The sequence below is a fragment of the Acrocarpospora macrocephala genome, from assembly GCF_009687865.1.
GTDB lineage: Bacteria > Actinomycetota > Actinomycetes > Streptosporangiales > Streptosporangiaceae > Acrocarpospora > Acrocarpospora macrocephala.
In genome coordinates, this window is sequence record NZ_BLAE01000035.1 from 88,138 (window position 1) to 111,079 (window position 22,942).

19 protein-coding genes are annotated in these 22,942 nt (G+C 66.5%); 9 read left to right on the top strand and 10 right to left on the bottom strand.

Going from position 1 to position 22,942, the window contains the following annotated elements; all coding sequences use genetic code 11:
- Positions 1-37 precede the first annotated feature (37 nt).
- Both Amac_RS28695 and Amac_RS28700 read right to left on the bottom strand, forming a co-directional pair.
- Complete coding sequence (locus Amac_RS28695) at positions 38-1,951, bottom strand: putative Ig domain-containing protein (RefSeq protein ID WP_218041334.1); 1,914 nt, start codon at positions 1,949-1,951, stop codon at positions 38-40.
- Between the two features lie 54 nt (positions 1,952-2,005).
- The gene (locus tag Amac_RS28700; protein ID WP_246268767.1) at positions 2,006-2,983 is read right to left on the bottom strand and encodes a LacI family DNA-binding transcriptional regulator; all 978 of its coding nucleotides are present in this window, start codon (positions 2,981-2,983) and stop codon (positions 2,006-2,008) included.
- A 211-nt stretch (positions 2,984-3,194) separates the two neighbouring features.
- On the opposite strand from Amac_RS28700, the gene Amac_RS28705 reads away from it, so the two are divergent.
- The 4 genes from Amac_RS28705 to Amac_RS28720 are packed head-to-tail and all read left to right on the top strand — an operon-like array spanning position 3,195 to position 7,910.
- Positions 3,195-4,460, top strand: coding sequence for an ABC transporter substrate-binding protein (locus tag Amac_RS28705; protein WP_155357527.1), 1,266 nt, complete (start codon positions 3,195-3,197; stop codon positions 4,458-4,460).
- Between the two features lie 48 nt (positions 4,461-4,508).
- A complete protein-coding gene (locus Amac_RS28710) occupies positions 4,509-5,441 on the top strand; it encodes a carbohydrate ABC transporter permease (protein ID WP_155357528.1) in 933 nt (310 codons plus the stop codon).
- Positions 5,438-6,226: a carbohydrate ABC transporter permease gene (locus Amac_RS28715; RefSeq protein ID WP_155357529.1), complete on the top strand. Its 789-nt coding sequence runs from the start codon at positions 5,438-5,440 to the stop codon at positions 6,224-6,226. The genes Amac_RS28710 and Amac_RS28715 overlap by 4 nt, the downstream gene beginning before the upstream one ends.
- A gap of 22 nt (positions 6,227-6,248) precedes the next feature.
- Complete coding sequence (locus Amac_RS28720) at positions 6,249-7,910, top strand: glycoside hydrolase family 127 protein (RefSeq protein ID WP_246268768.1); 1,662 nt, start codon at positions 6,249-6,251, stop codon at positions 7,908-7,910.
- 31 nt (positions 7,911-7,941) lie between these two features.
- Here the strand turns inward: Amac_RS28720 and Amac_RS55370 are convergent, their stop codons facing one another.
- Both Amac_RS55370 and Amac_RS28730 read right to left on the bottom strand, forming a co-directional pair.
- On the bottom strand, positions 7,942-8,400 hold the full coding sequence (locus Amac_RS55370) for a DivIVA domain-containing protein (protein ID WP_218041335.1): 459 nt from the start codon (positions 8,398-8,400) through the stop codon (positions 7,942-7,944).
- Positions 8,401-8,423: 23 nt separating this feature from the next.
- Entirely contained in the window at positions 8,424-9,545 is a 1,122-nt protein-coding gene (locus tag Amac_RS28730) for a ZIP family metal transporter (protein ID WP_155357531.1), read from the bottom strand.
- Between the two features lie 202 nt (positions 9,546-9,747).
- On the opposite strand from Amac_RS28730, the gene Amac_RS28735 reads away from it, so the two are divergent.
- The 4 genes from Amac_RS28735 (at position 9,748) to Amac_RS28750 (ending at position 13,285) form a co-directional block, all read left to right on the top strand.
- On the top strand, positions 9,748-10,626 hold the full coding sequence (locus Amac_RS28735; protein WP_155357532.1) for an ABC transporter substrate-binding protein: 879 nt from the start codon (positions 9,748-9,750) through the stop codon (positions 10,624-10,626).
- On the top strand, positions 10,587-11,468 hold the full coding sequence (locus Amac_RS28740) for an amino acid ABC transporter permease (RefSeq protein ID WP_246268769.1): 882 nt from the start codon (positions 10,587-10,589) through the stop codon (positions 11,466-11,468). Before Amac_RS28735 ends, Amac_RS28740 begins: the two co-directional genes overlap by 40 nt.
- Positions 11,468-12,190 (top strand): amino acid ABC transporter ATP-binding protein, encoded by a 723-nt coding sequence (locus Amac_RS28745; protein ID WP_155357534.1) that lies wholly within the window; start codon positions 11,468-11,470, stop codon positions 12,188-12,190. The genes Amac_RS28740 and Amac_RS28745 overlap by 1 nt, the downstream gene beginning before the upstream one ends.
- A 96-nt stretch (positions 12,191-12,286) precedes the next feature.
- Complete coding sequence (locus Amac_RS28750) at positions 12,287-13,285, top strand: zinc-binding alcohol dehydrogenase family protein (RefSeq protein ID WP_155357672.1); 999 nt, start codon at positions 12,287-12,289, stop codon at positions 13,283-13,285.
- A gap of 76 nt (positions 13,286-13,361) precedes the next feature.
- On the opposite strand, the gene Amac_RS28755 is transcribed toward Amac_RS28750, so the two are convergent.
- The gene (locus Amac_RS28755; protein WP_155357535.1) at positions 13,362-14,210 is read right to left on the bottom strand and encodes a hypothetical protein; all 849 of its coding nucleotides are present in this window, start codon (positions 14,208-14,210) and stop codon (positions 13,362-13,364) included.
- A gap of 354 nt (positions 14,211-14,564) precedes the next feature.
- On the opposite strand from Amac_RS28755, the gene Amac_RS28760 reads away from it, so the two are divergent.
- Positions 14,565-15,506 (top strand): endonuclease/exonuclease/phosphatase family protein, encoded by a 942-nt coding sequence (locus tag Amac_RS28760; protein ID WP_170322693.1) that lies wholly within the window; start codon positions 14,565-14,567, stop codon positions 15,504-15,506.
- Positions 15,507-15,542: 36 nt separating this feature from the next.
- On the opposite strand, the gene Amac_RS28765 is transcribed toward Amac_RS28760, so the two are convergent.
- From Amac_RS28765 to Amac_RS28785, 5 genes are all read right to left on the bottom strand, one after another.
- Positions 15,543-16,676: an esterase-like activity of phytase family protein gene (locus tag Amac_RS28765; protein ID WP_246268771.1), complete on the bottom strand. Its 1,134-nt coding sequence runs from the start codon at positions 16,674-16,676 to the stop codon at positions 15,543-15,545.
- Positions 16,677-16,921: 245 nt separating this feature from the next.
- Positions 16,922-18,163 (bottom strand): trypsin-like serine peptidase, encoded by a 1,242-nt coding sequence (locus tag Amac_RS28770; RefSeq protein ID WP_155357537.1) that lies wholly within the window; start codon positions 18,161-18,163, stop codon positions 16,922-16,924.
- 232 nt (positions 18,164-18,395) lie between these two features.
- On the bottom strand, positions 18,396-20,006 hold the full coding sequence (locus tag Amac_RS28775; protein ID WP_155357538.1) for an MFS transporter: 1,611 nt from the start codon (positions 20,004-20,006) through the stop codon (positions 18,396-18,398).
- An 18-nt stretch (positions 20,007-20,024) separates the two neighbouring features.
- The gene (locus Amac_RS28780; protein ID WP_155357539.1) at positions 20,025-22,058 is read right to left on the bottom strand and encodes an ATP-binding protein; all 2,034 of its coding nucleotides are present in this window, start codon (positions 22,056-22,058) and stop codon (positions 20,025-20,027) included.
- Positions 22,055-22,936 (bottom strand): SIR2 family NAD-dependent protein deacylase, encoded by an 882-nt coding sequence (locus tag Amac_RS28785; RefSeq protein WP_155357540.1) that lies wholly within the window; start codon positions 22,934-22,936, stop codon positions 22,055-22,057. Before Amac_RS28785 ends, Amac_RS28780 begins: the two co-directional genes overlap by 4 nt.
- Positions 22,937-22,942 lie beyond the last annotated feature (6 nt).

Below are 22,942 nucleotides of genomic sequence, written 5' to 3' on the forward strand. Positions count from 1 at the left end.
GAAAAGGTTTTCGTAGCCGCGCGTCAAGGCCTACAGGTCAGGAGTAGGCCTTGACTTCCAGCAGGCCGACCGAGCCGGCTCCGCTCTGCAGCGCGACCCGCAGCCGGGTCGTGCTGACCGCAGGGAACGTCACCCGGTTGTACGCGTTGAGCGCCACCGGATAGCTGCCCGCGATATCCACGTACGCGGTCCCGTTCCAGTACTGCAGCTTCCACGAAGCCGGCACCCGGACACCGCCGCCGTCATCGAAGAAGTACACCTCCGCGGAGCCGACCTGCTGCGCCGCGGGCCAGGTGAGCTGGGCCCACTGCGCGCCCGTCTGCGGCCAGGTGCCCCAGCGCGGATTGGCCGTGTCGTTGGACAGCGCGGGATCGATGCCGTCGTTCACCGCCGCCACGCTCTCCCACGGCGAGGTGTACGAGGCCGACGCCGTCGCGGTCCTGGCCAGGTTGACCGGGGTGGTCCCGCCGCCGGACACGGTGAGCTGGAAGGTCCGGGTGACCGGGGCGCTCTGCCGGTCGTAGTCCCGCAGCTGCACGGTGAAGCTCGCGGTGCCCGCGGTCGTGGGCGTACCGCTGATCGTGCCGGTGAAGCGGTCCAGGCTCAGCCCGGCCGGCAGCGCGCCGCCGACGACCTGCCAGTCGTAGAACGGCACCCCGCCCTGCGCGGCGAGCGTCTGCTGGTACGCGCTGCCCCGGGTGGCCTGCGGCAACGTCGTGGTGAGGATGGCCGGCGCGAGGAACGGCGTCAGGTTGCGGTTGATCTTCCAGCCCGCGTTCTCCGCCACCAGCAGGGCGAGCTTGGTCAGCATCCACCTCCGGGTCGGGAACAGATGCGTCCAGCCGCCGCTCTGCCCGCTCAGCCGGTCCCAATAGCGCTGGTCACCGGGGATGTGGTAGCTGCTGTCCAGCGGCACGGGGTAGCCCTGGTACGCGACCACGTCCTGGTCATTCCCGCCGCCGGCCACGTAGGCGCGCATGCCCGCCCAGTCGCTGTGGAAGGCGACGGCGTGGCCGTACTCGTGCATGACCAGGCCGTGCACGTCCAGGACCGAGCCCTGGATGGTGGTGCGATACCAGTCCTCGTCGGCCAGCGAGGTGAAGAGCTGCTTGCCGGCCTCGTCGTACTCGAAGATCATCGCCGTGGAGCGGTGCAGCGGACCGGGGACCTGTGTGCCGTTCCTGGTGTGGTATCGGCCGTTGTTCGCCGGGTAACCCGTCGAGTACGGGGTCTGGATGCCGCGGAAATACACGTACATGCCGGTGAACGCCGCGCCGTTGGTGACGTTGATGGTGTTCTGCCAGTCGTTGCCCGGCAGGTGGTTGTTGTCCGCCCCGGCGGCCACCGTGTCGAACGGCTGCAGGTCGAAGAAGCGGAACCAGTCCCGGACGGCCTCCTCCGCCGCGGTCCGGAAGGCGGCGTTGCCGAAGTACCCGGTGATCGTGTCGAAGCGGTAGTCGAAATTGATCGGGATCGTGGGCTGGATCGCGGTCTTCTCGTCCTGCTGCACCCGGATCGGCATCGACTGCTGGTACGTCGCGCCACTCCCGTCCCGGATGTTCAGCCGCAGCGTGTAACTTTCATCGGCGCCGGGCCCGCGCTTGGAGTGGATCGCCAGCCGGAAGATCTTCTGCTCGGACGCGTTGGCGAACGTGAGCGTCTTGATCGCGCCGGTGGCGGTGAGCTGGCTGGGCAGGTCCATCATCAGGCGCGAGGTGCCCTCGGCTCTGAGCTCGATGCTGACCGGGAACGGCACGTCAGCCGGGGGGCGGACGGTCAGTTCGACGTACGGGTTGGCGAGGTAGCCCTGCCAGTCCACCAGCTTGACGCCGTAGCTGTTGACGTTGCGGCCGAACAGGTCGATGACCTGCGCGGTTGGTGCGCTGTGGGCGGGGGGAACCCCCACGAGTAAGGCGGCGAGCATGGTCGCCACCACGGTGAGCCGTCTCATGGCCTGAGACCCTTTCCGTCGCGGAATAGGTTTTCAGGCGCGGACGGTAAAGTGTCACACCGTACCGGTCAAGCTCGACTCTCGGATGATCAGGCGGCAGGGCATGCGGTGCACGCCGGGCGTGGCCTTGCCGTCGATGGCGGCGAACAGGTGCTGGGCGGCCGTGCGGCCGAGGCGTTCCAGGTTCATGTCGATCGTGGTCAGCGGCGGGCGCGTCTCCGCGGAGAGCACCTCCCAGTTGTCGTAGCCGACCACGGCGATGTCGTCCGGGATCCGCCGGCCGCGCTCCCGCGCCGCCTCGATGAACCCGGCCGCTATCTGGTCGCTGCCGCACATCACCGCGTCCACCTCGTGCTTCAGCACGATCTCGGCCGCCTGCCGGCCCCAGCGCTGCGACCACACCCCGAACAGCGGCTGCCCGGCGACGAGCTCGAGCCCGGCCTCGGCCAGCGCGGCCTGGGTGCCCTCGGCCCGGTCCTGCGCCGCCCGGTAGTGGGTGGGCCCGGTCACGTGCGCGATCCGCCGCCGCCCCAGCGTGATCAGATGCTGGACGGCCATCTTCGCCCCCTCCACGTCGTCGGGCACGAACGACACGTCGTCGGGGTCGTCCGAAGGCGCGTACGCGTAGACCACCGGAAGCGGCAGGTTCCGGCTGATCGACGGGCGCGGGTCGGTGCTCTCGCCCACCACGATCAGCCCGTCCACCCGCCGCGCCAGCAGCGTGCGCAGGTGGTGCTGCTCGCGGATCGAGTCGCCGCGCGCGTCGCAGAGCATCACCGACATCTCCCCGGCCCCGAACGCGTCCTCCGCGCCGAGCAGCACCGGGATGCCGAACCGGCCCACGCTGTCGCTGGTGAGCAGCCCGACCGTCCTGGTCTGCCCGGAGATCAAGCTCCTGGCCAGCGCGTTCGGCTGGAACGACAGCTCCTCCGCGGCCACCAGCACCCGCTGCCTGGTTTCGTCGCGCACCTGCCCGCGCCCGTTGAGTGCCTTGGACGCCGTCGCGATCGACACGCCAGCGAGGGCGGCCACGTCGTTGATCGTGGCCGCTCGTGGTCGGCGAGGAGTCATCAGCGAAAGCCTTTTCTGTTGGTATGGGATCGTTATCCTAGCCCGATTTCGCAGACCATAACCCCAGTTGGGCCTTGCGGGCAACCCGGGCCCCCCTTGACACTGTCTCATGTTGCGTTTACGTTTCCGAAAACCTTTTCAGTGTGCTTCGGGGGATGCAGAGGAGAGAACTATGGATATGCCTCGACGCCTCGGCGCGCTGCTCGCCGCCGCGCTGCTGGCCACCGCGTGCGGTGGTGGCGGCGGTGCCGAGAGTCCACCGGCGGCCAATCAGAGTCAGGCCCCGGTGACGATCAAGGTGTGGACCCGGGCTGCTACCGAGTCCCACACGAAGGCCCTGGCCGACGCCTACAACGCGTCGCACACCAACAAGGTCGAGGTGACGGCGTACCCGAACGAGGAGTACCCCGCCAAGATCGCGACCGCGGCCGGCGGCAAGAACCTGCCCGACCTGTTCGCCTCCGACGTCGTGTTCGCCCCCAACTACGTCTCGCAGGGCCTGTGGATCGACGTCACCGAGCGGTTCGGCGCGCTGCCCTTCAAGGACAAGGTCGCCCCCGCGCACATCAAGGAAGCCACCGTGGACGGGAAGATCTACGCGGTCCCGCACACGGTTGACACTTCCGTGCTGTTCATGAACAAGGCCCTGTACACGAAGGCGGGCCTCGACCCGGAGAAGCCCCCGACCTCGCTGAAGGAGATGGCCGAGCAGGCCACCACCATCCGGGAGAAGGTCGGCGGCGACACCTACGGCACCTACTTCGGCGGCAACTGCGGCGGGTGCACCTTGTTCACGTTCTGGCCGTCGGTGTGGGCCGGGGGCGGCGACGTGATGAACCCCGAAGGAACCCAGTCCACCGTGGACGCGGGGCCGATGGGGGCGGTGTTCGACGTGTACCGCAAGCTGTTCGAGGCCGGAGTGGCCGCGCCCGGCTCCAAGGAGGAGAACGGCACCACCTGGCTGGGCGCGCTTCAGGCGGGCAACATCGGCGTCGCCCCTGGTCCCTCCGCGTGGCTCGGGTTGCTGGAGGAGAAGGGCATCGACGTCGGCGTCGCGCCCATCCCCGGCGTCGATGGCGGCACCTCCACGTTCGTCGGCGGTGACGTGATCGGCATCAGCGCGACCTCGACGCAGGCCGACGCGGCGTGGGACTTCCTCGCCTTCACCCTCTCCGACCAGGTGCAGAGCGACCTGCAGACCAAGAGCAGGACCACGGTCGCCCGTACCGACCTGACCGCGAGTGACCCCCGCGTGCAGACCATGAACGAGGTGATGGCGGTGGGGCGCACGCCGTACGCGCTGAAGTTCAACGAGTCCTACAACGACTCGCAGAGCCCGTGGCTGAAGACCCTGCGGGACGCGCTGTTCGGCGCGGATCCGGCGGCGGCGCTCAAGGCGGGCGCAGGGACGATCACGGCTTCACTCAACCAGCAGTAGCGGACTCGCCGGCGCTCCGGGATCTCCGGGGCGCCGGCAGGAGAACGAATGACCAACCTTCTCGAACGCGTCCGGCCTGCCCAGGCCGCCGCGCACGCCCGCTTCCGGCGCCGCCGCTCACCCGGCCTGGCCGGGCTCGCCTACGCGGCCCCGGCAGCGGTGATCGTCGCCCTGTTCTTCCTGTTCCCGCTCGGGTTGGTCGTGTGGATGTCGCTGAACAAGTGGCCCCTGCTCGGGCCGCCCACGTTCAACGCGCCCACCAACTACGCCCAGATCGCCGACAACGCGCTCGTTCTGGACGCGGTGGTCTTCACCCTGAAGTACACGGCCGTCGTCACCGTTCTGCTGTTTTCCATCTCGTTCGGGCTGGCGCTGCTGATCCAGAACCGCCGTCCCGGCGTCGGGTTCTTCCGCGGCGCGTTCTTCCTGCCCGCCGCGGTCGGCTGGGCGACGGCCACGCTGCTGTTCTTCGGCCTGCTCAGCGACCAGATCGGCCCGATCAACGACATCCTCCAGTGGGTCGGCCTGATCGACGCGCCCGTGTCGTGGACGGCCGGGGACCCGGGGCTCGCCTTCGGCTCCACGGTCACCCTGGTCATCTGGCGGTGGGCCGGCTTCAACATGCTGATCCTGCTCACCGGGCTCCAGGCCATCCCCACCGAGCTCTACGAAGCGGCCCGGGTGGACGGCGCGTCCGCCTTCCACGCGTTCCGCCGGATCACGCTGCCGCTGATGCGGCCCACCATCGCGCTGGTGCTCTGCCTGATGATCACCGGTTCGCTGCTCGGCTTCGAGCAGTTCTACATCCTCACCCGCGGCGGCCCCGGCAGCAGCACCACGTCGGTGGTGATGGTCATCGTCCGGGAGGCCTTCATCCGCTTCAACCTGGGCTCGGCTGCGGCAATGTCGGTGCTCGTCCTCGCGGCGCTGGTGCTGCTGAACGCGCTCCAGCTCGCCTTCATCCGGCGGAAGACGTCATGAAACGACCCACGTACTACGTCAGCATGGCCATCCTGTCGCTGTTCTTCGTCTACCCGATCGTGTGGAGCGGCTGGTCGTCCATCCGGCTCGGCGACGCCTTCAGCCTGGACAGTTACCGCAAGCTCGCCGACTACGGCGAAGGCGTCGGCACCTATCTCACCAACACCGTCATCCTGGTTCTGCTCACCGTAGGTGGCACGCTCATCGTCGCCACCTTCGCCGGGTACGCCTTCGCCCGCTTCCGCTTCCCCGGCCGGGGGCTGCTGTTCGTGCTGATCCTGGCCATCCTGATGGTTCCGTACCCGACCATCCTCATCCCGCTTTATGTGCTGCTGGGCTGGTTCGGGCTCCAGGACTCCCTGCTCGGCCTGGCGCTCGTCATGATCATGTTCCAGCTGCCGTTCGCCGTCTTCATGATGCGCAACGCCTTCGAATCCGTGCCCCGCACCCTCGACGAAGCCGCCATGATGGACGGCTGCGGCAGCTTCGGCGCGCTGGTCAGGGTCCTGCTGCCCGCCGTCGTGCCCGGCCTGGTGACCGTCGGCCTGTTCGCGTTCCTGGCCTCGTGGAACGACTACGTGGCCCCGCTCATCCTGATCAGCTCCAACGATCGCTTCACCCTGCCGGTCGCCGTGGTCAACATGCGCCTGCACGACTTCGGCGCCGTCGATTACCCCACCATGCAGGCCGGCGTGGTGTTCATGGCCTTACCCTGCCTGGCCATCTTCCTCCTCCTCCAGCGCTACTACGTGCGCGGATTCATGTCGGGAGCTTTGCGTGGTTAACCCAGTCGTTCCATCCAATGGCGTGCTCACCCCTCTCGGCCTCGACGCTGTACGGCTGTCGCCCGGCTTCTGGGGGGACCTGCGCGAACTCAACCAAGAAGTGATCATCGGCCACTGCCTGGACTGGATGGAGAAACTCGGCTGGATCGGCAACTTTCGCGGCGAGCCCGCGCGCGGGCGCGAATTCGCCGACTCCGAGGTGTACAAGCTGCTCGAAGGCATGGCGTGGGCGCGTGATCCGCGTTTCGACGAGCTGGCCGAGACGGTGGTGGCGGCGCAGGAGCCCGATGGATATCTCAATACGCGCTGGAGTGGGGATCGGTATCGGGATTTCGAGTGGGGGCATGAGCTTTACTGCTATGGCCATATGATCCAGGCCGGCGTGGCGCGGTGGCGCACGTCGGGGGAACATGCGTTCACGGATACGGTACGGCGTGTTGCCGATCATGTGTGCCAGCGTTTTATGGACAGTGCCGAGGTGTGCGGGCATCCAGAGATTGAGATGGCGCTGGTCGAGCTTTATCGGGTGACCGGGGCTGAGCGTTATCTGGAGATGGCGCGGCGTTTCGTCGAGCGGCGGGGTGGGCCCGCGCTGGCGGAGGTGGAGTTCGGGCGGGCCTATTTCCAGGACGATATGTCGGTTCGTGAGGCGGAGGTGTTTCGCGGGCATGCCGTGCGGGCGATGTATCTGGCCTGCGGGACGGTGGATGTGGCCGTGGAGACGGGGGATACCGAACTGCTGGCCGCGGTGGAAGCGCAGTGGGAGAGGACGATCGCCCGGCGTACGCATCTGACCGGCGGGATGGGGTCGCGGCATTCCGGGGAGTCGTTCGGGGATGATTTCGAGTTGCCGCCGGATCGGGCGTATTCGGAGACGTGTGCGGCGGTCGGGTCGGTGATGTTGTCCCATCGGCTGTTGCTCGCGACTGGGCGGCGGCGGTATGCGGAGCAGGCCGAACGCACGTTGTACAACGTGGTCGCGGCTTCGCCTGCTTCGGATGGGAGGTCGTTCTTCTATACGAATCCGTTGCAGGTTCGGGTGCCGGGACAGGCGGCGGAAGGGGTGAATCCGCGCGCGGAGGGGGCGTTGCGTGCGCCGTGGTTCGCGGTGTCGTGTTGCCCGAACAATCTGGCGCGGACGTTCGCGTCGTTGCCCGCGTATGTGGCGACTGGGACGTCGGAGGGGATCCAGATCCATCATCCGACCCCGAGCGAAATTTCCCACGATGGGCTGGAATTGCGGGTCGAAACCGGATACCCGTGGGAGGGCGGGGTCGCCGTGCACGTGGTGTCGGCGCCCGCCGAGCCTCGGCGGATCAGCGTGGGCGAGCATGCGGACCTGCGGGTCTGGGCCCCCGGGGATGTGTTCGCCGTTGATCTCGATGTCCGGCCGCGGTGGGTTCGGCCGGATCCGCGGGTGGACGCGGTGCGCGGGTGCGTGGCGGTCGAACGCGGCCCGCTCGTGTACTGCGCGGAGTCACCGGAGGGTGGGCCTTCCCTGGAGCTCGTCCACGTCGATGCCGAAGTCCCCCCTCAAGAAGACGTGGTGGATGGCGTTGTGGAGCTTGACGTGCAGGCCGCCACTCTCGGGGAGGCCGAGGAGTTGACGTTGCGGCTGGTGCCCTACCACCGGTGGGGGAATCGCGGTCCGGCGACTATGCGGGTGTGGATGCCGGGCATGTGACGACCGTGGATGACGCCGCCCAGATGGGCCGTCACGGGTGTTCGCCGACGAGGTTGTTGATCCAGGAGAGGTGGTCCTGGATGTCGGCGCGTCTGCGGTCGGCCTGCTGGCGGCGGACCTCCAGGTCGCGGGCGTGCTCCTGTTCGGTCACCAGGAGGATCTCCGCGGCCCGGCGCAGTCGTTCGCGCAGTTCGAGTTCCAGGTCGCGGGCGCGGGCCTCGGCCTCGGCGATGATCGACTCGGCCTGCCGCTGGGCCGTCGCGATCACTTCGGCTCCGCCCTGCCAGCTGGGCGCGAGCGCCGTGCTGCACAGACCGCACCGCGCTTTCAGCTGCTCGTAGTCCCGGTGCAGGCGGCTGAGACTGCATTGCACTTCACCCAGGAACATGTCGACCTCCGCGAGGTCATAACCCTCCCGGAGCCGGCTGGTGGAGAAGACCTTGTTGCGGACGTCCTCCGCGGTCAGCACGCCGTCGTATCCCTCGCCCATAACGGTCTCCTTTCGGGAAGCGCCTATGACAGTTTCGCCAGCAGGCGGGCGCGTTGCCGTTCGTTCAGGTCGCCGACCGTGTGGTCGGGCGTGATGCCGTTGACGTGCAACAAGTCGGCGATGTGGTTGTGGTCGTAGCCGGGGTGGCCGTCCAGCAGCCACGCCACCCGGGTCCGCAGGGTCAGCCGATCGGTCCGCGCGAACACCTGCGCCAGGGTCAGCGCGCCCGACGCGAAAGCGGCACGCAGGTGCCTTCTATCGCGAAGCGGAAACAGCGTGGGGGTGGGTGCGGGGGACGGGAACGGGCTCGGCACGGTTCTGGGCCGGGCGATGACACGCCCGAGCACCTGTTTGTCGCTCAGGTTCGGCTGCCCGGGAAGCCATTGCAGGGCGCTGATCGCCAGCGCCACCGTGGCGGCCACCCCGGCCGCGGTCAGCACATGCCGCCTCGGCACCCGGCGATCCTCGTGCCTGCTCGCCGCGAGCCGGACGCCGAGTATGGCCGTACGCAACAGGATTCCGGTCGCCACCCCGAGCAGGATCGGCACGACCTGGCCGGGCAGGGGACTGACCGTGCCGATCACCATCCCCACCACCGGGCTGACACACGCCACCGCCAGCAGCGGCGCCAGGCGCTGCCCCGCCATGTCCAGCAGGGCGACCATGGCCAGGCCCTCGCTGGCCGAATGCACCACCAGCGCGATCACGACCACGGCCGAGGCGCTCAACGCCAGCGTGGCCCCCTCGATCGCGCGGTGCACGGTGAGCGCGGCGGCCGTGCCGAGACCACCGAACAGCGCGGCCCCGGCCCATTCCCTGACCCGCCGATGCAGGCCGGGCGCGTGCCGGGCGCCCGGTCCTGACACCTGCGCATGCTCTTTCCTGGTGAAGTAGGTGACCACCACGAAGCCCACGCTGATCGAAACGCCCATCGCCCACAGCGGCACGCCCTTCTCGACCGACTCCCGCCAGGCGTCGGGCAGCAGGTCGATCAAGGCGGTGACCAGCATCAGCGCCGAGGCGATGGCCAGCCAGACGGTGACCCGGCGGGCATGCCGCCTGGCCATCCACGCGCCCCCGAGGGTGGACAGCGAGACCAGCGCGACGGCCACCCATGCCGCCCCGCCAGAAGATCCTGCTTCCACCTGCGCTCCCCCTTTTACCCAAGCTACCTGCGATGATTACTCAGAGTAGATTACCAGCCACTATCTGTTTACACCTCCCGGCGGGTGTCTTGACCGTCCGCTTTGAGGGCGAGGCCGTAGTCATGCCAAACTCGATTTGCTGAGGCCGGAGTATTCCGACATCCTCGGTAGGAAATTCCCCCGCGCGTCCCCGGAGGCCACCTTGCCCCGTTCCGCACTGTTCCTGGCCGCCGGTGTCCTCGCCCTGGCGTCGGTCGCCTGCGCGCCCGAGGACCAGCCGTCCACCGCCAGCGCCACCGCCGCCGCGCCCGCCAGCTCGGCGGCCCCGTGCGCGAAGGATCAGCTCAAGCTCATCACGCCGGGCAAGCTCACCATCGGGACGGACAAGCCCGCGTACGAGCCGTGGTTCAAGGACGACGACCCCGCCAATGGGCAGGGTTTCGAAGGCGCGGTCGCCGCGGCCGTCGCCACCACGCTCGGCTTCACCCCCGCCGAGGTCGCCTGGGAGGTCGTGCCGTTCGACTCCTCGTTCGCGCCCGGGCCGAAGAAGAAGTTCGACTTTGACATCAACCAGATCTCGATCACCCCCGAGCGGGCCAAGGCCGTCGACTTCAGCGACGGGTACTACGCGGTCAAGCAGGCCGTCGTCGCTCTGGACGGGGGCTCGATCGCGGGAGCCACCTCGCTGGCCGCGCTCAAGGGCGCCAAGATCGGCGTGCAGGTGGGGACGACGGCGCTGCAGGCCGTACAGGACGTGATCAAGCCGGACGCCGAGCCGAGCGTTTTCAACCAGCAGATCGACGTGGTCACCGCGCTGAAGAACAAGCAGATCGACGCTATCGTGCTCGACCTGCCCACCGCCTTCTACGTCACCGCCGCCCAGATCGAAGGCTCCAAGATCGTCGGCCAGTTCGCCGCCACCTCCGGCGCACCCGAGGAGTTCGGCCTGCTCTTCGAGAAGGGCAACCCGCTCGTGAGCTGCGTCAACCAGGCGCTCGGCACGCTGAAGTCCTCCGGTGAGCTCGCCAAGATCGAAGGCCAGTGGCTGACCTCTACGGCGGGCGCTCCCGAACTCTCGTGAGCGCCGACTGGGTCAAGAGCGACCGCCAGCTGGCGCGCGAGGCGCTGCTGCGCGCCCGCGGCCGGCGGTCGCTCTCCGCCGCCACCATCTCCACGATCGTCGTGGTCGTGGTGGTGGTCGTCCTGGTCGCCGCCTCGCCCGGCTGGCCGCGCGTCCAGGACACGTTCTTCAACTGGGATGCTCTCGTCACCGCGCTCCCCGACGTGCTGCGCGGCTTCCTGCTCAACGTCATGATCTTCATGATCGCCGAGCCGATCGTCCTCGTTCTCGGCCTGGGCGTCGCCCTCGTCCGTGGCCTGCGCGCCCCCGTGTTCTTCCCGCTCCGCGTGCTCGCCGTGCTCTACACCGACATCTTCCGCGGCATCCCCGTCATCCTGCTCGTTTACCTGGTCGGCTTCGGCATCCCCGCCCTGCAACTCCAGGGCACGCCCGGCGACCCGGTCACCCTGGGCATCATCGCCCTGGTCCTCTCTTACACCTCGTTCGTGGCCGAGGTCTTCCGCTCCGGTATCAACTCCATCCACCCCAGCCAGCTCGCCGCCGCCCGCTCCCTGGGCCTCACCCACGCCCAGACCATGCGGCACATCGTCGTCCCGCAGGCCATCCGCCGCGTGGTCCCGCCCCTGCTCAACGACTTCGCATCGCTCCAGAAGGACAGCGCACTGGTGGCCCTGCTCGGCCCGCTCGAAGCCCTCCGGCAGGCTCAGATCCACGTCGCCAAGACCTTCAACTACACGCCGTACGTGGGGGCAGCGCTGCTGTTCGTCGCGCTGACCGTCCCGTTGGCCCGGTTCACCGACCACCTCGCCGCCCGCGCGGCCCAGCAGCGCGGAGGCGGCTGATGGCCCTGCTCACCATCGACGGCGTCTGGAAGCGCTACCGGCATCACAACGTGCTGCGCGGCGTCGACCTCACCGTCGACCCGCACGAGGTCGTCTGCCTGATCGGCGCCTCCGGATCCGGCAAATCCACCCTGCTCCGCTGCGTCAACCTGCTCGAAACCGTCGATGACGGCGCCATCTACCTGGACGACCAGGAGATCACCGACGTCCGCGTCAACCCCGACCAGATCCGCCAGCGCATCGGCATCGTCTTCCAGGCCTACAACCTGTTCCCGCACATGACCGTCCTGGACAACATCACCCTCGCCCCCCGCAAGGTCCACGGTGTGCCCCGCCCCCAGGCCGAAGCCCAGGCCCGCGACCTGCTCGCCCGCTTCGGCCTGGCCGACAAGTCCGGCACCTACCCCGACCGCCTCTCCGGCGGCCAGCAGCAGCGCGTCGCCATCATCCGCGCCCTGGCCACTCACCCCCGTCTGCTCCTGCTGGACGAGGTCACCTCAGCCCTGGACCCCACCCTCGTCAACGAGGTCCTCGGCATCATCCGCGAACTCAAACAGTCCGGCATGACCATGATCCTCGCCACCCACGAGATGTCCTTCGCCCGCGACATCGCCGACACCATCTGCTTCCTCGACCAGGGCACCCTCCTCGAACACGGCCCCCCGGCCCAGATCTTCGACGCCCCTCAAAACCCCAGAACCCGCGAATTCCTGTACGGCTGACGCCACCGCCCGGGATCTCGGCATTCTGGTGTACGGCGTGCTGGAATGGGGTGATCACGGAGAGTGAGCGAATCGGAGGGGGCAGTGGTGGACATGATGCGGGTGGTTGGGTTTCGGGAGAATCTGCCAGTTGAGGACGCGGAGTGTCTGGTGGATGCGGAGCTGCCGGTGCCGCGGCCGCAGGGGCGGGATCTGCTGGTCCGGGTGCAGGCGGTTTCGGTTAATCCGGTGGATGTGAAGGAGCGGCAGGGGCGGGAGACCCAGGGGGAGCTGCGGGTTCTGGGGTACGACGCGGCTGGGATCGTGGAGGCGGCGGGGAGCCAGGTCGGGTTGTTCGCGCCGGGGGATGAGGTGTATTACGCGGGGTCTATCGGGCGGCCGGGGAGCAATGCCGAATTTCAGCTGGTAGACGAGCGAATCGTCGGGCGCAAGCCGTACATTCTGGATTTTGCGGAGGCGGCGGCGATGCCGTTGACGGCGATTACGGCGTGGGAGACCTTGCATGGCAAGTTTCGGCTCACCAAGGACAGCGGGGGGACGCTGGTCGTGGTGGGGGCGGCGGGGGGCGTCGGGTCGATGGTGTTGCAGTTGGCGCGGCGGCAATGTCCTGATTTGACCCTAGTGGGGACGGCTTCGCGGGCGGAGTCGCGGGAGTGGGCCGAGGCGATGGGGGCGCATCATGTGGTCGATCATCGGGGTGATCTCGCGGCGGCGGTGCGGGCGGTGGCGCCGGACGGGGTGGACTACGTCTTCAGTCCGTATTCGGAGGGGAATGTCGATGCGTACGCGGAGATGCTCAAGCCAGGGGGACAGATCACCGCGATCGACGATCCCAAAGCGCTGGATATCAGGGGGTTGAAGGCCAAGAGCCTGACCTGGCACTGGGAGTCCATGTTCACCCGGCCGCTGTTCGCGCCACATGACACTACCCAGCATGACCTGCTCAATGTCGTCGCCGAGCTGGTGGACGGGCAGCAGGTGCGGAGCACGATGACGCGGCGGCTCGGGCCGATCAGCGCGGCCACGCTCCGGGAGGCGCATGCTCTGGTCGAGGGGTCGGGAATGGTGGGGAAGGTCGTGGTTGCGGGGTGGTGACGTGGGCGACCCGGCAGCAGTGAAAAGGCCGCGCCGCCGTGGAGTTCACAGCGGCGCGGCCGAAATCGCGGGGTGATCAGTCGCCGAGGTCGATGGTGCCGAGGACCGACGGCGGGAGCAGGAGGATCTCCTTCAGGTCGGCGACCAGGCGCTCGTCCGGAGCGTAGATCCACACCTTGTCTCCCCAGCCGGAGAGGTAGGTGTCGCTGCTGAGCTGCAGCTTGATCGGCTTGCCCTTCTTGGGGGTGAGCACCAGGTTCTCGTTGGCGGCGACCCGCCGGATCAGGCCGTCGTTGGCGCCGATCCAGACTTTCCAGTTGAGCTTGATGGCGAACTTGTCGCCCCCCAGCTCCAGGCGGAACACCTCGGCGCCGTTGTACAGCGTCGTCGCCACACCGTCGACGGTGCCTCCGGCCTTCTTGCCCTGCGCCTTGGCGAGCAGGGCCTTCAGTTCGCGCGGCGAGAGCACGTTGATCGCGGATCCGCCCAGACCAGGCTGGGTGAGCACGTTCTCCGACTTGAGCCAGGTCTTGCCCTCGGGCAGGAAGATGTCGGTGATCCCGCCGGTGACGTAGTTGTCGTCCTTGAGGGTGATCGTCTGGGTGGAACCGGTGATCTTGTCCGGGTCCAGGCCGAGGAGCTCGGCGACCTCCTCGGCCGCCTTGGTCATGGTTCCGTAGTCGACGGTGGTGATGATGTTGCTGGCGGCCACCTGGGAGCGGCCGAACTGCAGGTCACCGTACGACCGTGTCTTGATGCCGTAGCTCGGGTTGGTCTTGGAGACGGACGTGAAATGCACGCCGTGTCCGCTTTTGAGCTGTTTTGCCAGTGCGGCGACGGGATCGACCGCCCGCGCCTGCGCGATTCCCGATGTCAGTGCGGCGGTTACCGCCATGCACATGATCACCGTGATCAAACGCCTCATGTGAGGCCCTCCGTGTCAGATCCGGTTTCCCCGTAGATGCCCGCCAACCGGGTATCTTGCGAAACTTTGGCCTACGGGGAAGCGGCTGACAAGCGGTTTCCGGATCTTGCGACCTATTTGAGAGGTACGGGACCTGGCGCGGGGATTTTCACACGCGCCGGGCACCCAATCGGCATATTTTCTTAGCGATTCATTAAGGCAGGGCCACCGCCAAGGGCTTCATGCTGGGGCCGTCCACGGAGTCTGCTTCGGGGCACCATAAGCTGCCGGACATGGGGGGTGATCGCGGTGGCTCTCGACACGGGAGAGGCGGCCGCAGGGTCTGATTCGGTCGCCAGACCGAGACGGCGTTGGGTGACCGTGTTTGTCTGGCTGGTCGTGGCCGTGTTCGGTTTGTGGGCCGCGCTCCGGCTGCTTCCCTGGGATGTGGATTTCGCCTGGGTTCAGCTGGTGGCCTTCACGCCGACGGTCGCCCTGCTTTCCCTGATCGCGCCAATCCTCGCGCTGCTGCTCCGACGATGGATCGCCCTGGCCGCCGGGCTTGCGGTGTGCGCGGCATTCGCGACGGCGGTCCTTCCTCGCGCATTTCCCGGATCGAACCCCGCCGCATCCGGCCCGCCGCTCCGGGTCCTCGCCGCGAATCTCAAGGTCGGATCCGTTCCTTCGGACGCCCTGATCACCCTGGTCCGCGACCTCCGTCCCGACATTCTCGCCCTCCAGGAACTCACCCCGACAGCCGCCGAGAATCTCCGCACGGCCGGGCTCGGCGAACTCCTCCCCTTCTACGCGGGAGAAGCCCGCGCCGGTGTCGGCGGATCCGGCATCTATTCGCGCCACCCGCTACAACTGACCGACCTCATCGACTTCGGCGGATTCGGCCAGGCCAGAGCGACCGTACAAATCCCCGGCGCACGCGTCGACGTCGTCTCCGTCCACCCCTGCGCCCCCTCGCAGAAATCCCGCTACCAATGCTGGGCGGATGGTCTCACCGCATTGCCCCACCCAGACGACACACCCAAAATCCTCCTGGGCGACTTCAACGCGACCCTCGACCACGCCCGCATCAGAGCTCTCCTCGCCACGGGCTACCAGGACGCCGCCGACACCACCGCCTCCGGCCTCACCACCACGTGGCCGGCCACCCCGTGGACTTTCCACGGCCTGCCCATCCCATCGGTGACCCTGGACCACATCGTCGTCGACCAGAGCACCGCCGTACACAAATTCAGCACCCACCTCCTCCCCGAAACCGACCACCGAGCCGTCTACGCGGAAGTCACCTTCGCCGCGAAATAAATACCCGGTGCCCGTGGTGGCACCGGGTATTCGAGGTCAGCGTGCGGCGGGGCACCCATGGACGGCATAAGCGAGGAACTGGGTGACCTCGCGGTCGTCGAAATTGTCGTCGGAGCCCATGACGAGGGTGCATTCGCCGGTGCGGAGCCGGGGTCCCCAGGCCAGGCTCTCCAGGTTCTGGGTCGGCTCGTGCCGGCTGCTCAAGTCGAGCACCAGCCTCTTCTCCACCGGCTGGTACGGCCGGCCATCCGTCAAACTATCCCGGCCGAGCACGTTGGTCGCTCGTCGCAGGTCGATCTCATAAAGCTTGACGCGGTAGTTGACGCCCTCGATCCAGGAACGCTCAAGGGCGAGGTAACGGAAATCGTCGATGGCCAGGATTTCGGAAACTCCGGTATCGGTGTGCCCTGTCGGCGGAATCGGCGCCGCCGGAAGCGGGTCGAGCGGGTACGCGTACTGCGCGAGCGTACGGCCCCGGCGATTCCACACGGTGATGCGGGCGGGCGCGCCACGGTCGACGGTCGGTGGCAGGCCGTCCTCGAAACGCGGGCCTTCGATGACGGCGGCGATGGAATGCGGGGCGAAGGTCAGGCCCTCGAACCCGAAATTGCGGCGAGGCCCATTGTCGGTTCCCGTCAGGTGCAGGTTGGCCGGGATGGGGAGTTCACCGAGGTGCTTGCCATTCGTGTCGGCCCAGCGTACGAACAGGTCGGAAATCGGGATATTCGGATTCCTCTCATCCGGGCGGTCGCCTTCATGACCCCACAGCAGGCTACGGTTCCAGGGGTCGTACCGGATCGTCTCCGGGTCGGCCGATTCGGCCTGGCCATAGGCCGGGTACGGACTGCCGTCCGGCCGCCGGAGGGTGGTCACCCCATCGACATGCACGCCCGTGAACGCACCCGTCGTCCGGTTGATGGACAGTCGCCCGGTGTAGAACCGGGCGGGCTGGTATCGCCAGCGGTCGTCGGCGATGAAGTACCAGGTGCCGGTGCGCGGATCCCGGTCGATCCCGGACAGACCACCGAGCGTGGTTCCGTTGACCTGCATCTTGTGAGGCAGCCGCTGCTCACCGAGAAAACGGACGATCCGAAGGCCCGACCCATCGGCGTCCGCCGCGGACACCCCGACATCCATGCCGCCAAAACCGACCGTGGCCACGATCGCCACTGCGATTCTTCCAATTTTCCCCGGAATGTGCACGCGATTCTCCTCGTCCCCGATAATGGATCGGGAATATGAGATCGCGAAGCCGCCCGAATGTCCACGCCAAATGAGCCGATCTTTATTGTCGGCGTACGACCCAGCCCGGATTTATCCGTATTTCGTACATTGGGAGAAGGTCGTGTCTTCCGAGATAGGAAGACACGACCTTCTCCGGAAACGACACCAGGCGGAAGCCCCGGCCGATTCGGTTACGCGATGGAGCCCGACCAGAGGTTCTTGGCCGCGCTGTAGACGCCGAACAGCTCACCGTCGAAGTACGGGGAGACGCTGGTGTCGTAACGGTTGTTGCTGTCGGTGTCGGAGACGCCGATGGTCACCCCGTTCAGGTAGCCGAGACGGCGGGTGTTCTTGTACCCGACCAGCCACGACGAACCCAGCGCGCCCTCACCGGTGAAGCTGGACTTGACCCCGATCAGCTCCTCGGCCTTGATGGCCGAAGCGCTGGCGGCGAAGGTCTTGCCGTAGCTCCACTTGAGGGTCTTGCCGGAGTAGGCGTAGTTGCCGTCCGGGTGCGACCCGCTCGGGTAGCCGAACACGAAGACCGGCTTGCCGACCTTCTGGTTGTAGGCCAGACCCTGCCCACCGACGTTGTCCCCAAGGCGACCGGCGTCAGCGAACTTCCAGACGAAGTAGTACGTCTTGCCGTTCCAGTGGACCTGGTCGATGTCACCGATGAAGGTGTCGAACCCCTTGTACTGGTCGTAGACCTCCTTGGTGACCTCGACCCAGCCGCCGAGCTGGTTCCAGCCCGTTCCGCCGCTGCTGAAGACACCGCTCGGCTTGCTCTTGCCGGAGGTGACTCCGTCATGCGGGGCCTTGAGGCCGTTGTACACGGTGACGAACGCGTAGTCGCGGTCGCCGTCCTCGTACACGTCGTAGTCGTAGTGCGTGAACGCCTGCTTGCCGACGTAGATGCCCCACGGGGTCTTCCCCTGGTAGTACCCGGGGATGAACACCCAGTAGTCCAAGGTCTGGCCGTTGCTCTCGGTGTCGTAGACGGCGTGGCCGGCTGTGGCGACCAGGTTGCGGTACGCGGACTGCACCGAGGTGGCCGTGGCCCAGTGCGGCTTGCCGTCAGTGCCGAGGAAGAACACCTTGCCTGAGGTCTTGGGCAGGTTGACGTTCTTCGACTTCGCCGTCGACTTCTTCTCGTCGCCGATCGCCGGGACGACACCAGGCTTGCTGTCCGCGGCCGGGCCACCGGTCGAGACGTGCTTGGCCACAACCTTGGTCTCCACGTCGTACGGCGTGGCTCCGATCAGGTTGGCGGCGTCGTTGGCATACCAGTACGCGACGATGTTCTTGGCGGCGATGCCGGTCGAGGCCAGGGGAACAGCCTTGACGTCGTCGGCCGCCGAGGCCGGCGGGGTGACGAGGGCGGTGGCCAGCAGTCCGGCCGCGACACCGCCGATGGGGAGGATGCGCTTCATGGGGAGAACTCCTTGGTCTGTCGTGGAACGCCTCATGCGTCCCATGCGTCAGGAAAGGGATCACGGGGAACCTACTCCCCATCCCTTACGTTTCCAAGTGAGTTGGTAGGAAATACGGGGTTGGCTACCGAGGTGATGAACATGGGCGGTGCCCTGTCCAGCCAAGAGGCGGAAATTTGTAACAGAGCCCGGCAGGGAATGTGATCCATATCACAAGGCAGGCCTGCTCTGATCAGTCGTTCGCCATGGTGTATTGGCCAGTCAGGCGCTGGGTGAGTCGGCGTCGCCGGGTCGAAGGAACTTCGGATGTGCTGGGCTCTGGGGAGATCGGCCCGGGCACTTCGTCCGGGGCGCTGTCCATGAAGAACAATTTTCTCAGCGGCTGGAGGAGGGTGCAGGCCAGCGCCAGCGCCAGAAGCGGCAGCGTCATCATCCACAGAGGGGTGAGGATGCCAAGGTGCTCGACCAGAAGCCCACCGATCAAGGTACCCATCGCCACCGCGCCAAACGAACACAGCCGCGTTACACCGGTGACCCGGCCCAGCTTCTGCGGGTGAACGTAGCGGGCCGCGAACTCTCTGATCGTGATGTTGCTCCGGCCCCCTGCCAATCCCATCAGCAATAGGGCTAGCAGGAAGGACAGCGCGTTCTGGGTGAACAACAGGCAGGCCAGCGCCACCACCCACAGCCACAAATGGACCAGCAGCATGGAGACGCGGTTGATTCGCTTGGAGGAGTTCACCATGCGCCGTGCCAACCCCTGGGAGGGCGCTGCGATGGCGGATCCGAGGACCCCTCCCAACCCGGTTGCGGCCATGACAATGCCGACCACCAGCGGAGACTCGTTATCGCTCAAGTACACCAGGAAGATCGTCAACACCGCGCTGCACACGATATTGGTGATCACCGTCAACACGGTGGCCGTGCGGAGATAGGACAGGCGACGCAACTCCGCGAAGCCGCTGGTCGTCTCCTTCAGTAAGCGGCGCCTGGACGCCGATTTGGGCGCTTCGATGCCCTGACGGGCCAGTTTGATCACGACGAGAGAGGCAAAGCAGAACATCAGGTTGGCGATGAACGGGCTGATGACGCTTATCCCGAACAGCATCCCTCCGAGGGGGCGCCCGACCATCACGGCCAGATGGATGGCGCTCTCATTTCTCGACAGAGCCCCGATCAGCTCCTTCTCGTTGACCAGCGTAGGCACTCGGGTCGATTCCGAAACCAGATAAAAAACGGACAAAGTGCTTTCAATTGTGACAATTAGAATTAAATGGTAGAAACTCAGTGATTTTAGGTCAATAAAGATAAATATCGACGTTATGAGGCTGAATCGGATCGTTTCGGTGACAATCATGATTCTGCGATGATCCCAGCGGTCCACAAGCGCGCCGGCTGGGATGTGAAAGAGCAAGTTGGGCACTAGCCACGCGAAACTCACCCATGCCGCCGCCGTCGGCGAGTAACCCAGATGAAGGGCGAGCAGGGGGTACGCGACACCCACCATTTGCAGCCCGAACGTTGAAGACGCCGAACTCAGCCAAGTGAACGTGAAGGCCCTGGATAGTGCCGGAGGAGCTTTGATGGACTGAAGTGGTGGCGTCTCGCTGGGTAGAGGGCTCTCGGAGGAGCCGCCCGTCATGGGCTGGGCAGGTGCGGGTGAGCTGAGTCCTGCGTGGTCTGGTGCGGGAGAAACCGTATTCCCGTGTTTTGTCTCATTCGTGCCCGACCCCCCCGGTTGTGACTCTTGAAGGTCAGGTGCCCCGGAGTGGTCCGGGGATTCCCGTTCGGGCGAAGCTGTACGCAACAATGTAGAAGCTTGCCCTTTCCGGTACTCAGCCATCCCCCTTTCGCAGGATGATCAGAGATTGAAAAGCATAGTCCTAGCGCGGACGAACTCATGTGGGAACAGCTGAGGCGATGAGGCGTCTGTCGCGCGACGAGCGAGTTCGTAGGATTGCTCCTGATCGCCCATTCGCTTCGCGACCTGGGCGGCGGCAAGCAGGGCAGGGCCGTGGTTCGGCCCCATCGAAGTCGCGATCCTTGCCTCGATCGCTGCTTCGTCCAGTCGCCCGACACCTGCCAGAGCCAGTGCCCGCGCCGCCCGCACAGCCGGATCGGCCAGCACCATCGGATTCAGTTCCGCCGCTCGAAGAAGATCTTCCAGGGCTGCCGCCGCGTCCTCTCGCTCCGCGCGAATCCGGCCCCGGCTCACCAGCGCGGCCGGGTCGTCGGGCGTGACGGTGAGCACCGAGTTGAAAATCGCGATGGCGGGGTTGAGCTGGCCGATCGCCCACAGCGCGTTGGCGAGTTCCCGTTTGATTGAAGGCTCGCTGGGGAGGCGGGCCACCGCGGCCTGGAGTTCGTCGATGGCCGGCCCGAACTGCTGCCGTTCGATGAGAATCTTCGCGACCGCGGATAGCAGGCGGGCCACCGCGCTGGGCAGCTGTAGCGCTTCAAAATTTTGGGCGGCCTGCCGGAAGCGGGCCAGCGCCGCATCGGGTTGGTTCTGGTACAGGGCGAGGTTGCCGAGCAGGGACAGAGTCTCGGCTCGAGTCCGGGTGGCGTTGGCGCCGCCGGCGTCCGAGGTCCTGCGCAGGGCCTCCAGGGCGTATTTCTCCGCCGGCATGAACTCACCCGTCGCGAGCGCGGATTCGGCCGCTTTCAAGAAGTCGGCCCCGCTGAGGGCGGTAGGCCCGGCGGGAACGTGGGCGTCTGGGTCTATCGAGGAGTCGTGCAGGATCTTGACCGCTTCTATCAGGCGGTCGTGCTGGAGTTCGTACCAGCGGGAGCCGGCGCGCTCCTCAGCCCGCAACACCCGGCGTCGTTCGAGCGCCTGGGCGATTTCATTGGGCATGCCGCCGGTCTCGCTCAGCCCCTCGTACGCGGTTCCTCGGGTGCCGTGTTCGGTGACGAATCGGTCGTACAGCCATTTGCGGAGAACTTCTTCGGGGATGCCATGGTCATCCGCGACGGCTTTGACCATCCGCGCACAGAAGCTGGTCAGCGCCTTGGCCACGTCGCCGTACTCGTCGATATGGGCCAGCGTGATCTCTTCTGTGTCTGCGGGGAGGGCGTCCCATAGCTGCGCGCAGACGATCTGAATCTGCCAGGGTTCCACGGAGTCGAGTTCGATGCTGCGCCGCTCACCCAGGACGTTGAACGCGTGAACGGTGCTGAGGTCGCGAACCAGTTGCTCCGCCACCTGGGGGGCGAATCGCCGTGCTGTTCCGGCCAAGGGGCCCGTCACCGCGCTGAGCGCCGCGTCGACGCTGAGCGGGGACAGGCGCAGTCGGGCCCGCGAGTGTCCCGCCAAATCGGCCTCGCGCGGAAGCAACTCGGCGATCGCGTCCTCGCGGATGGAGACCAGCAGCCGGAGGTTCGGGATCTCCTTGGTCGCGTCGCCCAACTGGTCGAGGAACGCCTCCCGGTGCTTGCGCCACGGCGAAGGAGAGTTCAGGACCTCTTCGAACTGGTCGATCGCGGCGAACACCGGTATGTCGTCGCCGTAGCGGTCGGTGCGCCTGGGCCGGCTCCGCAGGAACTGCGAGACCGTGAGCTCGGAAAGCCGGCCCGGCGAATCGGCGGGCGACCACGAGGAGAGCAGGCAGAATGTGTACGGGTTGTGGTGGGAGGGCGTCGGGAAAGGCGTCCCGGGAGAGGCGCGCCCGGTCGGAAGGATATCGAGGTGGTCATCCTCAAGAAGAGGCATGGTCCCCGCGTGTAAAAGCGACGACTTCCCGATTCCCGATGGTCCGTAGAGCACGACCAGGCGGTTGCTCCGCCACAGGTCGGACAGCTCGCGCGATTCCCGGCCACGACCGAAGAACACGTCGCGATCACTACCCGCGAACGCTCGGAGCCCAACATACGGGTTCTCCCTCACCGATGTCATCGGCCCCACCCCATGCGGGTGCGCAACTCGCTACAGAAGTCTTCGACCTTACCCCAGTATACGGATATATTCCATCGGCCGAAGAATTCGGTCAGATAATTCTGCGCGCTGTCGTCTGCACCGTCGCGAACGGTCGGCGGGAGGAGTTGCACGCTGATGTGCCGGCGGTGGTGCACGGCGGACACCGTCTTCAGCAGTCCTTGGAACAATACGGCGAACGACCAGTCCTGCAGGCTGTAACCAATGAAGAGCAGGGGACGGGTGGTGAGGGCGGGGAGCAGCGCCGATGGAATCATCGCGTGGTCATCACTGGCGTGGTCCATGGATAGGCTGATCAGGAATTCGATGTAGTCACTTTTGCTGAGCACCAGGGAACTGGGGTCGGCCATGTTCCCGTGCAGATGGAAGACTACCGGTTCACCCGGGCTGGGAATTAATTCAGGCCCGAAAGTGCCGTTCTGTCGATACCGGTTCACATGCCAGGGGCACGAGAGCGCGGTCGGCTGCTTTCCCGCACGTTTGAGCGCTTCAACCATGAAATCGTCATAGTTCGTGGTGAAGTAGACCGGTATCGGAAATCTCGCCATCACCGCGTGGGCCTCCACGTCCGACGAGAAATCGGGTCGTCCCCGGGCCGTGAGCTCCTGGATCACCTGCCTCTTCACATAGATGGAATCGCCCTGGGTGATCATGGCGTAGTCCATGACCTCGGGCAGCAGGTCGCTGGCCTTGAACGGGTATCCCAATCGGTTCGCCCAGTCCTCACTGAGCTCGCTACCGGTGGGCAGGGTTCCCCGGCTGACCCCAGCGCCGAGAAAAGGAGTGCAGTCGCCTGTGGTCAGCCCGTCGATGAGCCGGTTCCAATCGACCTCACGCATACGACC